14 protein-coding genes are annotated in these 12,485 nt (G+C 69.3%); 5 read left to right on the top strand and 9 right to left on the bottom strand.

The genetic code is table 11. The annotated features are described in order from the left end of the window. Positions 1-20: 20 nt before the first annotated feature. The 3 genes from VGZ23_13170 to VGZ23_13160 are packed head-to-tail and all read right to left on the bottom strand — an operon-like array spanning position 21 to position 3,533. Entirely contained in the window at positions 21-974 is a 954-nt protein-coding gene (locus VGZ23_13170) for an ABC transporter permease (protein HEV2358540.1), read from the bottom strand. 30 nt (positions 975-1,004) lie between these two features. After that, positions 1,005-1,937, bottom strand: a complete 933-nt coding sequence (locus tag VGZ23_13165) for an ABC transporter permease (protein HEV2358539.1) — start codon at positions 1,935-1,937, stop codon at positions 1,005-1,007. A 45-nt stretch (positions 1,938-1,982) separates the two neighbouring features. Next, positions 1,983-3,533: an ABC transporter substrate-binding protein gene (locus VGZ23_13160; protein ID HEV2358538.1), complete on the bottom strand. Its 1,551-nt coding sequence runs from the start codon at positions 3,531-3,533 to the stop codon at positions 1,983-1,985. A gap of 178 nt (positions 3,534-3,711) precedes the next feature. Here VGZ23_13160 and VGZ23_13155 point away from each other — a divergent pair, with 178 nt between their 5' ends. From VGZ23_13155 to VGZ23_13140, 4 genes are all read left to right on the top strand, one after another. Continuing rightward, on the top strand, positions 3,712-3,981 hold the full coding sequence (locus VGZ23_13155; protein HEV2358537.1) for a hypothetical protein: 270 nt from the start codon (positions 3,712-3,714) through the stop codon (positions 3,979-3,981). Between the two features lie 99 nt (positions 3,982-4,080). After that, positions 4,081-4,407 carry a hypothetical protein gene (locus tag VGZ23_13150; GenBank protein HEV2358536.1) on the top strand — a complete coding sequence of 109 codons (327 nt, stop codon included), beginning with the start codon at positions 4,081-4,083 and terminating at the stop codon, positions 4,405-4,407. Positions 4,408-4,614: 207 nt separating this feature from the next. After that, entirely contained in the window at positions 4,615-5,544 is a 930-nt protein-coding gene (locus VGZ23_13145; GenBank protein HEV2358535.1) for a lytic transglycosylase domain-containing protein, read from the top strand. Between the two features lie 148 nt (positions 5,545-5,692). Continuing rightward, positions 5,693-6,142 (top strand): hypothetical protein, encoded by a 450-nt coding sequence (locus tag VGZ23_13140; protein HEV2358534.1) that lies wholly within the window; start codon positions 5,693-5,695, stop codon positions 6,140-6,142. Between the two features lie 97 nt (positions 6,143-6,239). Here VGZ23_13140 and VGZ23_13135 read toward each other — a convergent pair whose 3' ends face one another. From VGZ23_13135 to VGZ23_13120, 4 genes are all read right to left on the bottom strand, one after another. After that, the gene (locus VGZ23_13135) at positions 6,240-6,965 is read right to left on the bottom strand and encodes a hypothetical protein (protein ID HEV2358533.1); all 726 of its coding nucleotides are present in this window, start codon (positions 6,963-6,965) and stop codon (positions 6,240-6,242) included. 96 nt (positions 6,966-7,061) lie between these two features. Then, positions 7,062-7,256 carry a hypothetical protein gene (locus tag VGZ23_13130; GenBank protein ID HEV2358532.1) on the bottom strand — a complete coding sequence of 65 codons (195 nt, stop codon included), beginning with the start codon at positions 7,254-7,256 and terminating at the stop codon, positions 7,062-7,064. Further along, the gene (locus VGZ23_13125) at positions 7,253-8,614 is read right to left on the bottom strand and encodes a trypsin-like peptidase domain-containing protein (protein ID HEV2358531.1); all 1,362 of its coding nucleotides are present in this window, start codon (positions 8,612-8,614) and stop codon (positions 7,253-7,255) included. Before VGZ23_13125 ends, VGZ23_13130 begins: the two co-directional genes overlap by 4 nt. Positions 8,615-8,788: 174 nt before the next feature. Continuing rightward, entirely contained in the window at positions 8,789-9,379 is a 591-nt protein-coding gene (locus VGZ23_13120; GenBank protein ID HEV2358530.1) for a DoxX family membrane protein, read from the bottom strand. Between the two features lie 164 nt (positions 9,380-9,543). Between VGZ23_13120 and VGZ23_13115 the strand changes: the two genes are divergently transcribed. Next, the gene (locus VGZ23_13115) at positions 9,544-10,086 is read left to right on the top strand and encodes a macro domain-containing protein (protein ID HEV2358529.1); all 543 of its coding nucleotides are present in this window, start codon (positions 9,544-9,546) and stop codon (positions 10,084-10,086) included. Between the two features lie 16 nt (positions 10,087-10,102). Here VGZ23_13115 and VGZ23_13110 read toward each other — a convergent pair whose 3' ends face one another. Continuing rightward, complete coding sequence (locus VGZ23_13110) at positions 10,103-11,368, bottom strand: hypothetical protein (protein HEV2358528.1); 1,266 nt, start codon at positions 11,366-11,368, stop codon at positions 10,103-10,105. Continuing rightward, positions 11,365-12,480, bottom strand: a complete 1,116-nt coding sequence (locus tag VGZ23_13105; GenBank protein HEV2358527.1) for an ABC transporter ATP-binding protein — start codon at positions 12,478-12,480, stop codon at positions 11,365-11,367. The genes VGZ23_13110 and VGZ23_13105 overlap by 4 nt, the downstream gene beginning before the upstream one ends. Positions 12,481-12,485: the final 5 nt, after the last annotated feature.

Below are 12,485 nucleotides of genomic sequence, written 5' to 3'. Positions count from 1 at the left end.
ATGGCGGAGCGGCGGCACCGCTACGCGCCCCGGAGGGTCGGATCGAGGACGTCCCGCAGCCAGTCCCCGGTCCGGCTCACGACGATCGACGTCAGCATCAGGACGAGACCGGGACACACCGCGATCCACCAGGCGCTGTCCAGGTATTCGAGGCCCTCCTGCACCATGACGCCCCAGGACGGGGTCGGCGGCTGAATCCCGAGCCCGAGAAACGACAGCGTTGCCTCGAGCACAATCGCCCGGGCCAGCTCCAGCGTGGCGATGACCATGAAGGTCGAGGCGACGTTAGGCAGGATGTGGCGCAGCACGATCCGCGGCACCGACCCGCCGAGCGCGACGATGGCGTCCACGAACTCGTGCCGGCGCACCGCGCGCACCTGCGCGCGCAGCACGCGGGCGTACGTGACCCATCCCGACAACCCCACTACGATGATGAGGTTCCGGAACGACGGCCCGAGCACCGCGATGATGCCGATCGCCAGCAGGATGAACGGAAACGCGAGTTGCGCGTCGGCCACCGTCATCACGATCTCATCGAGCCAGCCGCCGTGGTATCCGGCCAGCAGGCCGAGCGCGCCGCCGACCAGGCCGCCCACCGTCACCGCGGCAAACCCGACCGCGAGCGACACGCGCGCCCCGAAGATCACGCGCGACAGCACGTCGCGTCCGAGGTGGTCGGTGCCGAGGAGGTGCGCCCGGCCGTCCACGGCGCGCAACGTGGGGGCCGCAAGCCGCGCCCGGAGCGACCCGCGCTCGGGGTTCTGCGGTGCCACATACGGCGCGGCCGTGGCCACCACGACGAGGCCGGCGACGAACGCGGCGGCGAGACGGACCGCCCAGGGTACGCGCGCCCGGCGCCTGGCGGGACGGATCGCCGCCCCGCGCCAGACGGGGCCTGCCCCGCGCACGACGGGGTCCCCGCCGGGAGGGACGGGAGTCGAGACGACGCCCGCGGCCGGACGGCCGTCAGCCACTCGGTCCTCCCCGCCCGCGCCTCGGCCGGCTCATCCCTGGGCGTCCCGGATGCGGGGGTCGAGCACACCGTACAGGATGTCGAGCGTCAGGTTGATGCCGACGAACAGCACCGCCGCGATGAATACCGCGGATTGGACGACGGGATAGTCCCGATTGTAGATGGACTCCACGGCAAGCCGCCCCATCCCCGGCCAGGCGAACACCGTTTCGGTCACGATCGCGCCCCCCAGCAGCGACCCCAACTGGAGGCCGGTGATCGTGATGATCGGCAGGGACGCGTTCTTCAGCGTGTGTTTGAGGATGACGGCGGCCTCCGCCACGCCCTTCGCGCGGGCCGTCCGTACAAAATCGGTCCGGAGCACCTCCAGCATCGCCGAGCGCGTGATGCGGGCGATCGACGCCATGGCGAACGCGCCGAGGGTCGCGGCGGGCAGCACGAGGTGCGCCAGCCCGCCGCGGCCGGATGTCGGAAACAGGTTCAAGCGGAGCGAGAAGACGAGAATCAGCAGCACGCCGATGAAAAACGTCGGCGCCGACTGGCCGATCAGCGCGAACCCCATCGCCCCGTGATCGAGGGCCGAGTTGCGCCGGACCGCGGAGAGAATCCCGATCGGCAGTGCGAGGACGACGGCGATCAGGAACGCGGCCGCGCCCAGCTCGAACGTGGCCGGCAGGTAGCCGAGCGCCACCCCCATCGCGGGCTCGTGGAAGTGAATGGACCGTCCGAAGTCACCATGGAGGACATTCCGGAGAAACACCGCGTACTGTACGATGAGCGGCCGGTCGAGCCCCAACTCGTGGCGGACGCGGAAAATCTCCGAGGTCGGCGCATCGGGCGGGAGCAGCAGCGGTACCGGATCGCCGGACAGCCGCATCACGACGAAGACGACCGAGGAGACCAACCACAGCGCGACCAGCGTCCGGAAGAACCGGTACGCGAGGAACGCGCCGAAGCCGTGCATCGTAACCTGGAAAGTCCTGCGCCGCCCCGTCGAACGCGCCGGAGCCTACGCCCGCCGCATGTGGAAGTTAAACCGCCGGATGTCGAGCTGCTGGTTGCCGTTCGGCGTGAACTGAACGTACTTCTGCATCCCGTAGTCCTCGGACGGCTGGATCACCGGAATCCACGGGAGGTACTCGAGAAGCAACTCGGTCATGCGCTTGTAGGCCTTGTCGCGGAAGTTCTCATCGATGCTGAAGCGCGCGTCGTTGCCCAGTTTGTCGAACTCGGACTGGCGCCAGTAGTCCATCGGTCCCCCTGGGGCGAGGAGCCGCCACATCATGCCGTCCGGATCGCCGAGCGTGGACGTCGGATCCGACCACCACAGGCCCTTGAAGCTCCGGTCGCGATTATGCTGGGCGCGCACCGAGTATTCGATCACCTCGACGCGCGCATTGACCCCGATGTCCTTCCACATCGCGGCGATCGCCTCGGACATCGCCTTGTCATTGGCCACGTAGCCGACGGTCGTCTCGATCGTCACGGGCTCGTCCCGGTAGTTGGCTTCCTTGAGTTTGGCCTTGGCCTTGGCCGGGTCGTACGGCAGCGGCGGCCGGGAGGCGTCGTAGTGGTTGTCGCCCTTCGCGATCGGGCCGTTCGGCACCATGCCGCGGCCCCGCCAGAGGTCCTTCACGATCGACTGCCGGTCGATCGCGAGCGACATCGCCTGCTTGACGAGCGGGTTGTCGAGCGGCTTCACCTTGGAGTTCACCCCGAGCACGCACAGACCGGCGTACAGGATGCCCTTGCCCATCGTGGTCGGGTTCTGGTTCACGCGGTCCCACTGGTCGGGCGGCAACTGCGTAATAATGTCGACCTCGCCGCGGAGCACCGACGCGACGCGCGCCGCCGTCTCCGGGATCGGCCGGAATGTCACGCGGTCCGCATCGATCCGGCCGCCCCAATAGTTGGGGGCCGCCTCGAAGACGGCCTTGTCGTCCTTGACCCACGAGACAAACCGGATCGGACCGGTGCCGACCGGCTTCGCGTTGAACTGGTCCGGCCCGACCGCGGTGAGGTACTTCTTTGGCACGATCTGCCCGCCGTAGAAGGCGAGCCGCGCCGCCAGCAGCGGATCCGGCTTCTTCGTATGGATCACGAGCGACGTCGGTGTGGGCGCGTCGATGCGGTCGATCGTCGTAAACACCGTCGCCACGAGAGTCTTGGCCGTCGGGTCGTACGTGCGCTCGATCGAGAACTTCGCGTCGTCCGAGGTGAACGGATCACCGTTGTGCCACCTGACGCCGTCGAGCAACTTGAACTCCCACGTCGTCGGATCGGTCCGCTTCCATTGCGTGGCCAGCGCGGGGAACAGCCGGCCGTTGGGATGGCGGCTCGTCAGGTTATCGAAGACGTTGAATGACAACCGAATGTCGTTCGACGACGTGGACATGTGCGGGTCGAACCGGGAGATGTCGCCGCCCTGCGCGATGATCAGTTCACGCTTTTGTGTCGTCTGCGCCGCGACGGGCCCGGCCCACCCGGCCTGAAAGACGCCGCCTGCGGCCGCGGCGATCCCGGCCCCCGCCGCGCGGCGAAGCAATTCCCGGCGTGACACTCGCGTTGCGCCTCGTGCATGTCGTGCCATCTGAGATCCTCCGGATGGAGCGTGGTGGCGCGAAGAAGTGGCATCCTGTTCTCCCGCCGCCAGAACCTCTCCTGCCGCGCTCCGTTTGCCCCACCGGCGGCACGCACCCTGAGCCGCCGCCCAGGATCTCGCGTGCTATGATCGTCGCATGACGGCGACCGCGCGGCCCCTGATCGGCGTGGTAGGCGATCTCGACCCTGCCAATCCCACGCACCGGTTCACCAACGAGGCACTGGCGCACGCCGACGCCGAGCACGCGTGGGTCGCGACGGATGCGATCGGCCCGAACCCGCAGGCCGCGCTGCGGCACTTTGCCGGCCTCCTGATCGCCCCCGGGAGTCCCTATCGAGACATGGACGGGGCCATCGCCGCGGTCCGCTACGCCCGCGAGCGGGGGGTTCCGCTGGTCGGCACGTGAGGCGGGTTTCAACACGCGATCGTCGAGATCGCGCGCCACGTCCTCGGGATCGGGGACGCCGACCATGAAGAATACCGGCACCTCGGAGCACGGTCCCTCGTGATCACGAGCCTGGCCTGTTCGTTGGTCGGGCAGCATCAGCCCGTCGTGATCGCACCGGGGACGCTGGCCGCGCGTCTGTACGGAGTCACGCACGTCACCGAGCCGTATTATTGCAACTACGGCCTCAACCCATCGTATCGCGACATGCTCGAACGCGCCGGGCTGATCGTGAGCGGCGCCGGCACGGACGGGGAGGCGCGCATCGTGGAACTGACGTCGCACCCGTTCTTTCTGGCGACGCTCTTCGTGCCGCAGGCGCAATCGGCGCCGGGACGTCCGCACCCCGTGCTCGCAGGCTTCGTCGCCGCGGCGACCCGGCGCTGACCGCGCCGTTCTCCGACATCTCGCGCCGTTTCCGGGCAGGATTGCGCGCAACGCCCGCGGAACTTCTCGAGTAGAGTCTTGCACAGGTTCTACCAAGCGTTCTCTCAAACGTTCTGCCGTCGGTAGGAACCTGCACCGTTCACGTCACGTTCGGGCGGACGCAGGGCACGTACGTGCAGCACAAGTGCCATGTCCGGCGCCCAGTCGATGGTGGGGTCGATCGGCGCAGCCCGTTGCACGCGCGCCGCATGCCCGCGGGAACCGTACCGCGGCCGCCTCGGTATCCTCACCGCCGCCCTCTTCCTGCTGCTTGCCGGGACGCTCGCGCCGGCATTCGCCGACCAGCAACGGACCGAACAGCCCACGGTGGAGCCGCCGGCGATCGGCGACCTGCTCGAGGAGGGCGTCGCACGGTATCGCGCCGGCGAGCCGGCGCAGGCCGTCGACGTATTCTTGGAAGCGGCTCAGACCGACCCCACCGCGGCCGAACCGTGGATCTGGGCCGGGATCGCGGCGACGGCGGCCGGCAGGATGCACGACGCCAACCAATACTTCCAGCACGGCCTCGCGCGCCCGCACACCGCCCTGCAGGACCGCATCATCCATGGATGGCTCGCTCGGTTGACGGTGTTCGCACAGCCGGCGCCGAGGCCGCGGGCCGGGCAGAGCACGACATTGCTCGTCGCCGCGTTGGCCCGCGCGTCGAATCCGCGGTTGAGCGCCGGCCAGGCCGGGTGGCTCGGCGGGCGTCTGGTGGCCGCCGCGCGGCAGCAGAAGCTCGACCCGTGGCTCCTGGCCGCCGTGATCTTCGTGGAAAGCAAATTCAATCAGGGCGCCGTCAGCAGCCGCGGCGCGATGGGACTCGGACAGCTCATGCCCCACACCGCGCGCGCGGCCGGCGTGAACCCGCGCGACGCGTGGGGGAACCTGATCGGCACGGCCATGACGCTCGGCGCCTGCGTCCGGGAGTTCGAGGACCCGCGGCTGGCACTCGCCGCGTACAACGCCGGTCCGGCCGCGGTGTACCGCTTCCGCGGCGTTCCGCCGTTCGCCGAAACGCGCTGGTACGTGAGCGCGGTGTTGGAAGTCTACCGGAGAATCCGTCCCAACCAGACGCGCGGGACCGAGTCTCACTGATCCCGGCCGGGCAGCCGGCGGTTGCGCGTGCCGCCCGCCCTTTTGCCGCGTCATGTGGTCGCTTCCCATCCCGTGCCGCGCCGCGGCCCGTTTGGCCGCGGGCGCGGCTTGGAACACTCTCGGTAAGGGGATCAAGGAGGGACCGCGGATGGCCCGTACACTCGATGACCGGATCCCTATGGCACCGCTTCCGGCGCATCAGGCGTTTCGGACGCTTCGCTTCGCGTTTGCGGTCGCGCCGATCGCCATGGGAGCGGACAAGTTCTTCAATCTGCTGGCGCCGTGGTCGCACTACCTCGCGCCGGCGATCGCGCAGATGCTGCCGGTATCGCCCGACGCGTTCATGCGGGTGGCCGGCGCCGGCGAAATCATCGCCGGTCTAATCGTGGCCGTCGACCCGGTGGTCGGCGGATGGCTGGTGGCCGCCTGGCTGTGGGCCATCATCATCAACCTGCTGTTCGCGCGGGGCTACTACGACGTCGCGATCCGAGACTTCGGCCTCTCGCTCGCCGCGGTAGCGCTGGCGCGGCTTGGCGCGGCGTTTGCCGTCCACGTGGAGCACGGCGCGTTTCGGGAGGGAAGCCGGCCGGCGGCGTAACCTGGTCGTGAGGACACAACGGGACGCCGGCGCTGTGCGCCGGCGTCCCGTTCCTGCGCGAACCTTCCCTTATCGCGCGAGATCCGCGACGAATACCCTAGCGGCCGTGGCTCCCGCCTCCGTGGTCCCCTCCGTGGTCCCCTCCGTGGCCGCCGCCGCCCCCCCCGCCCGCGTTCAGCCCGGCGGATGCCAGGTCGCTATTTCCCCCGCCGTGTGAATGCCCGCCGCCCGAGGTACCGGCGCCGCCCCCGGCGTTTCCGGAAACCGCGTTATGTCCCGACCCCCCGTGCCGGCCGGACCCGCCTCCAGTCGTGGAATTGGTTGTCGTCGACGTGGTCGGGGGGTCGCCGGTCGCCTTGTGGGTCGTTGCCTTGGCCGCGCCGGAGACGAGCGCGCCCCGGTTCGATATACCGTTCGCGGTGCCCCAGTGGGCAACCGCGGAGACCCACGCGCCGTGGTTGACGAACCCGACCTGTCCGGTCAGCGGCCCGGTCAGCGTCGTGGGGCTTAACGTTGTCGTACAACCGGCCTTGCAGGAGGCGAGGCCGGGCATGGACGTGATCGTCACCTGATCGGTCAGCGTGTTGAGCGTTCCCATAGCGAACGTTTGGCCGGCGACCGTCATCGTCCAGGCATCGCCGACCCAGGTCACCGGTCCGGTGACGCCGCCGATCGTGGCCGTCGTGATCGTTCCGGGCGTCGTCCCCGGGCCGAACTGAACGGGGACGGCCGACGCCGACGATGGCACCAGGGATGGCAACAGGGCAAGGCTTGGCAACGCCAGGATCAGGGCAGCGATTGCGATTATGAACCGCCGGGACATGGCGCAAAATACCTCCTCGTGCTGTCGGGTCCTTCGCGCTTATCTATAGCCCCTTATACCCCGGACGCGCACACAATATCCCGTCCGACGAAAAGCTCACAAAAACTTCCATACGCCGTGCACGAAATAATAAGCGAGCACTTTCGTCCCGTAGATGATGAAGCGCATGAGCAAATAACTGATCGCCAGAAGCTTCCCGAAGTACAGGCTCCAGAATCGCAGGTCGCGTCTCGAGCCGCCCGAGATCGGCCCCGTGACGCCCGCCCCGGCTCCGGACGCCCTGCCGGTCATGGCGCGCAGGCTTTGGCCAGCACCCCCACGGCCGCGTCCTTGTCCGCGGCCCCGCGCGTCGCACTTCCGACCCAGGTCCTGAAATCGGCCAGCACGTCGCCTTTGGCGTCGAGACAGTGGAAGAAGTCAATGACCTGCCGGGTGCCGATGCCGCCGGCTGCCTGGGCCCCGGTCGCGAACAGCGACACCGCGTCGTAGATCCCCGCGGCAATCCCCAACTGGTAGTCGTCGCCCTTGTGCTTGAAATCGGAGACGTGCGCAAAGAACGAGCCCGGCGAGAAGGCGCGCTGGCAGGCCCGCACGACGACGGAGACCACCGCGTCGCCGTCCGATGCGTTCTGCGACGCGTCCACCACCCACCCGCGCAACTCGCCGAGACGGTCGCCCTTCGTGTCGATACACTGAAACAGCCCGACGGTCGCCTGACTGCTCAACCCGGTGCCCTGGGCGGCCGCGGCGAACATCGACACCGCGTCGTACACGCCGGCGGCGAAGCCCAACTGAAACTGATCCGGGCTCGTGCGGAGGTCGTTCACATGCTCGAAGAACGACTGGGGCGGCGTCCAGGCCGCGGACGCGGGCGGCCCCGTGGGGGACGGGGGTGCGGCGGGCGGCGCTGCGCCGGTCACGTGTCCCCACTCCTCCCACGTCACTGTGGCAGGATCGCTAAAGTAGGGCTTGACGTAATTGATGGGAATCGCGCCGTTCAGGTTCTGGGCGTTCCGAAACCCGAACGCATTGATGCCGATCACCTCGCCCTTCATATTGAGCAGCGGACCGCCGCTCGATCCGGGTGAGATCGGCGCCTGGTGTTGGATAAAACGATAGCCGCGCTGGGGGTCCAGGCGGACGCTTTCCACGATGCCGTCGGTGAGCGTGAGCTCCAACCCCTGGGGATTCCCAATCGCCATCACGCGATCGCCGACTTCCACTTTGTCGGAGTCGCCGATCGGGAGGGCGGGCAGCCCCGCGGCCTTGATCGCGAGCACGGCAAAGTCCCGCCGCTCCTCCGCGTAGATCACCCGCACGTCCGTGTACACGTCGCCACGCGGCACCTTCACGCGGATGTGGACGGCGCCCTGGTCCGGATTGATGACGTGGTGATTGGTGACCACGACGCCGTTCGGCGACACGACGAACCCGCTGGCAAGCGAGGTCGCCTTGCCCGAGGCGTCGACCTGTGTGATGAAGACGACGGCCGGGGACGCCCGCCGGTACAGTTCCGGCATCGACGGTCCGGGTTGCGGGGGCGCCGGTGCCGGAGCGGCGGACACGATCGGGGCGACGACCAGAGCGACGACCGGAACCAGCGACGACAGCGCCGCAAACCACCGGCGCCGATCCCAACAGCGTATCATTTCTCTCTCTCTCCCCCGCTGCGGGCACGCGAATGCGGAAACGGCTGCTTGCGATTTCGCGCATCCGCGACGTCAATCCTCCGTTCCGTGCGCCCATGACAGAAGGACCCGCCGGCGAGCCGGGCAGGTCCTCTGGAGCGACAACGCTTAGCCTGGCTCGGCCGCCCCGGGCCGTCAGGCCGCGATCGGATTCCCCTTCTTCGAGTGCGGGGCAAACACCCGGCCCGGTCTTCCCGGCGTACCCAGCATCGGCAGGACGTAGAAATCCAACCCGAGATACCCGGCGGTCTTCCACGCCAGCACCAGCCACGTGGCGAGGATGAACAGGATCGGGTTGGTGCTGACCGTTCCCGCCAGCAGGTAGTTGGCGTTCATAAGACCGCCGAAGAATGCCGCGATGCCCGTAAACAGGCCGATGATCAGCCCGACACCGACGGCAATCTCGCCCAGCGTAATCAGCCAACTCCACAGGACCGCGTGCGGCAGGACGAATCCCTGGAGGAATGCGGCGTACCATTGCGCGACGTTGGGGTGCGCGCCGGCGGTCTTCGTCAACGCGCCCTTCGCGAAGCCGGTAACCGCGAGCCCCGCCTTCGCCCCCGTCCACGCCGGATTGCCCAGCTTCTCCGTACCGGCGATGAACCATTCATAGCCGGCGTAGAGCCGGACCAACAGCCAGAACCACGCCAGACGGGTATCCCCGAAGAGAAACCGCGCAATCGGTGGATCCTCTACAATGGTTCCGCGCCTCGTCACGTTGGCCACCGCGCCCACCTCCTTGTCCTAACATCGAGTGTAGGTGAGAAGACACGGGCCCCCCATCGGGCCCCGATCCGATTTGCGATCGGGTGTGCACACCCCACGCGGGATCGGAGCCGGCCGGCGTGTATAGTTGTGTCGTCACGGCGGGCGGAGGGAGCGGTTGCCGAATGGTCCGGCGCGAGCTTCACGGCGTGACCGTCGAGTGCGTGCGGGGCAATATCGCCGATCAGCCCGGCATCGACGCGGTCGTCAACGCGGCCAACGCCCAGTTGCGCTCCGGAGGCGGAGTCGCCGGCGCGCTCCACCGCGCCGCGGGTCCAGGACTCGAGGCCGAGTGCCGGCCGCTCGCGCCGATCCGCCCCGGGCAGGCGGTCATCACCGGCGCGCACCGGTTGCCGAACCGCCACGTCATCCACTGCCTGGGGCCCGTCTACGGCCAGGACGAACCGGCGGACACGCTGCTCGCCTCCTGCTACCGCACCGCGCTCGCCCTCGCCGACCGGCACGGCCTGAGGTCGATCGCGTTTCCGGCCATCTCGACCGGAATCTTCGGCTATCCGGTGGATGCCGCGGCCCGGGTCGCGCTCACCGCCGTCCTCGACGAGGTGCCGAAACTCGCATCCGTGACGCACATCCGCTTCGTGCTGTACGGCGCGGCGGATGAGCGCGCTCACGACGAGGTCCTGGCGCACCTGGTGCCGGGACCGTAGATCCGGCGGCCGGCCGTTATCGCCGCCAGACCTGCACTTCGGGCGCCTCCGCACCGAGCGTGCACTCGGCCGGTCCCGCAAACGACGGACGCGGACGATAGGCGTCGTCGAGGCAGAACGCCCGTACAAGACGGAGCGCGACAGGCGAAGGGGAAGGCTCGACCACACGGAGTGCGATCGCCTGGATCTCGTCCTCCCCGCTGCCGGGGGGCAGCTTGACGGCCGTGCTCTCCGCGTCCTGGCCGCGGAAGGCGAGGTCGGGCCGGTGCCACGCCGAGCCGTACCACGCGCCGCGGATGCGCGCCAGCGCTTCCACGCCCGGCGCCGGGCCGCCCGGCGGCAACCGCCTGATCTGCACGTACAGATAGGCTCGGGGGTCGGCCGCGGCGGGCGTGGCGGACCGTGGTTCGCGCTCGAGGCGTTCCTGGCGCATCACCTCGAGGGCGCTGACACGATGAATCCATGGAAACCGGTACTGGACGCCTTCGCGCGGCTCACCGGCCGGCTGCGCGGCGACGGGTGCAAGCGCGGCCCGGTAGGGGGAGGTCACGCGGTCGGTCACCATGCCGTTGCGCGACGCCACTTGCAGCATGGCATGGCCGCCCAGCGCGCGCCGGCCGCGAAACGGCACCGCTTCGTGCCCCGGCCCTTGAAACTCCTCACGGACGATCCGCCCGCAGCCGTCGCGGACGACCCGGAAGACCCACTCGATGTCGGTGGTATGTCCCCAGCACGCCAGCAATCCGGAGAGATCCGTGCCGGCGTCCTCGTGGCTGTAGATCACGTGGTATTCGACGCCCCGGCCGTCCGCGGTCTCGACCGGCCGGTGGAAGAGCAGGAGCGGCGTGTCGGTCGTCAGACCGTCGAGCGGACCGTCGAGCGTGCGGTAGTGGAGCACGGGCGCGTGCCGCCACAGAAACGCGGCGGCATCGTCGTCCGGCACGGCGCGGACGGAAACGCCGCGGCACTCCAACGCGTGGGCCCCGGGCGCCGACAGCGCGGCGTCAAACCGCAGCACCAGCCGGTGCGGTCCCGCGGAGAGCCGGCCGAGGAGGCGGGCGTACTCGACCGCGTCCTCGCCTCCGGCCAGCACGAGGTGCTGCGCGGCGCGGCCGTCGACCTCGAGGCACGCGACGGCCGCTTCGGCACGCGCCCACGACGTGCCGGGCGCGGTGAGCGTGAGGGCAACCCAGGCTTCGCCGGGCGCCTCGAGGGCAAAGGCGTAATCGAGCGTCTCGCCCCGGCCGAGGTGCGGCGGTACGGCCTCGGGCGGGGCCGTCACACGCCGTCGGCTGTCGGCGAGTACTTCACTAGGTCTGGCTCCGTGGCCGCCGCGGAGCGCATGGGACCACCGACTTCGGCCGACTCGTCGTCCTTGAAGGCCAGTGCCCGGACGAGGCCGACGCCGATCATCGCGCCCTCCCCGAGCGTCTGGTGCTTGTCGGTGAACAGCCGCAGCATCCCGGCGCCGGGCACGTCGACGAGGACCTGCAGGTAGTGCCCCAGATTGATCACGCGGCGAACCTGGGCCGGCGGAGCCGCCGGGTCGACCACGAGGTCTTCGGGCCGCACCGCCAGGCGCACCTCGGCCCCGTCGGGCCAGCCGACATCGGGAAGCGGCAGCCGCCACGGCCCGGCGGCCAGCGTGGCGGCGCGCCGATCGAGCCGCGCCGCCACGAGGTTCATCGTGCCGATGAAGTCGGCGACAAAGAACGTGCGCGGATGCGAGTAGAGCCGCGCCGGGGTGTCCACCTGCTCCAACACTCCGTCCCGCATGACGGCGATCCGGTCGGCGATCGTCAGCGCCTCTTCCTGATCGTGGGTGACGAACACCGTCGTGATGCGGATCGTGCGCTGGAGCTGCTTGACTTCCTCCCGCAGGTGCACGCGCAGCCGGGCGTCGAGGTTGCTGAACGGCTCGTCGAGAAGCAGCAGTTGCGGTTCGAGGACGAGGGCGCGCGCCACCGCGACCCGCTGCTGCTGTCCGCCGGACAGCTGGTGCGGATACTTGCCGGCGATCCCGGGCAGGCCCACGAGCGCCAGCGCGTCGCGGACCTTCGCCTCGATGCGCGCCCGCGGCAGGCGGCGAACGTGAAGTCCAAACGCGATGTTCCCTTCGACCGTCATGTGGGGCCACAGATTGTAGCGCTGAAAGACCATGGCGGTCGGCCGCCGTTCCGGCGGCAGCGCGACGACGCTGCGGCCGTCGATCTGGATGTCGCCGGCGTCCGGGGCTTCGAAGCCGCCGATCATCCGCAGCGTGGTTGTCTTGCCGCAGCCGGAGGGTCCGAGCAGGCACATGAGCTCCCCGTCGCGGACCTCGAGCGTCAGGTCCGAGACCGCGGCGTGGGTCCCGAACCGCTTGCCGAGCCGCACCAGATCGAGCCGCGCCATCAGGG

It is taken from the genome of bacterium, assembly GCA_035945995.1.
Taxonomy (GTDB): Bacteria; Sysuimicrobiota; Sysuimicrobiia; order Sysuimicrobiales; family Segetimicrobiaceae; genus DASSJF01.
The sequence above is the reverse complement of the archived record's forward strand: the minus strand, read 5'-3'. Positions and strand labels throughout refer to the sequence as shown.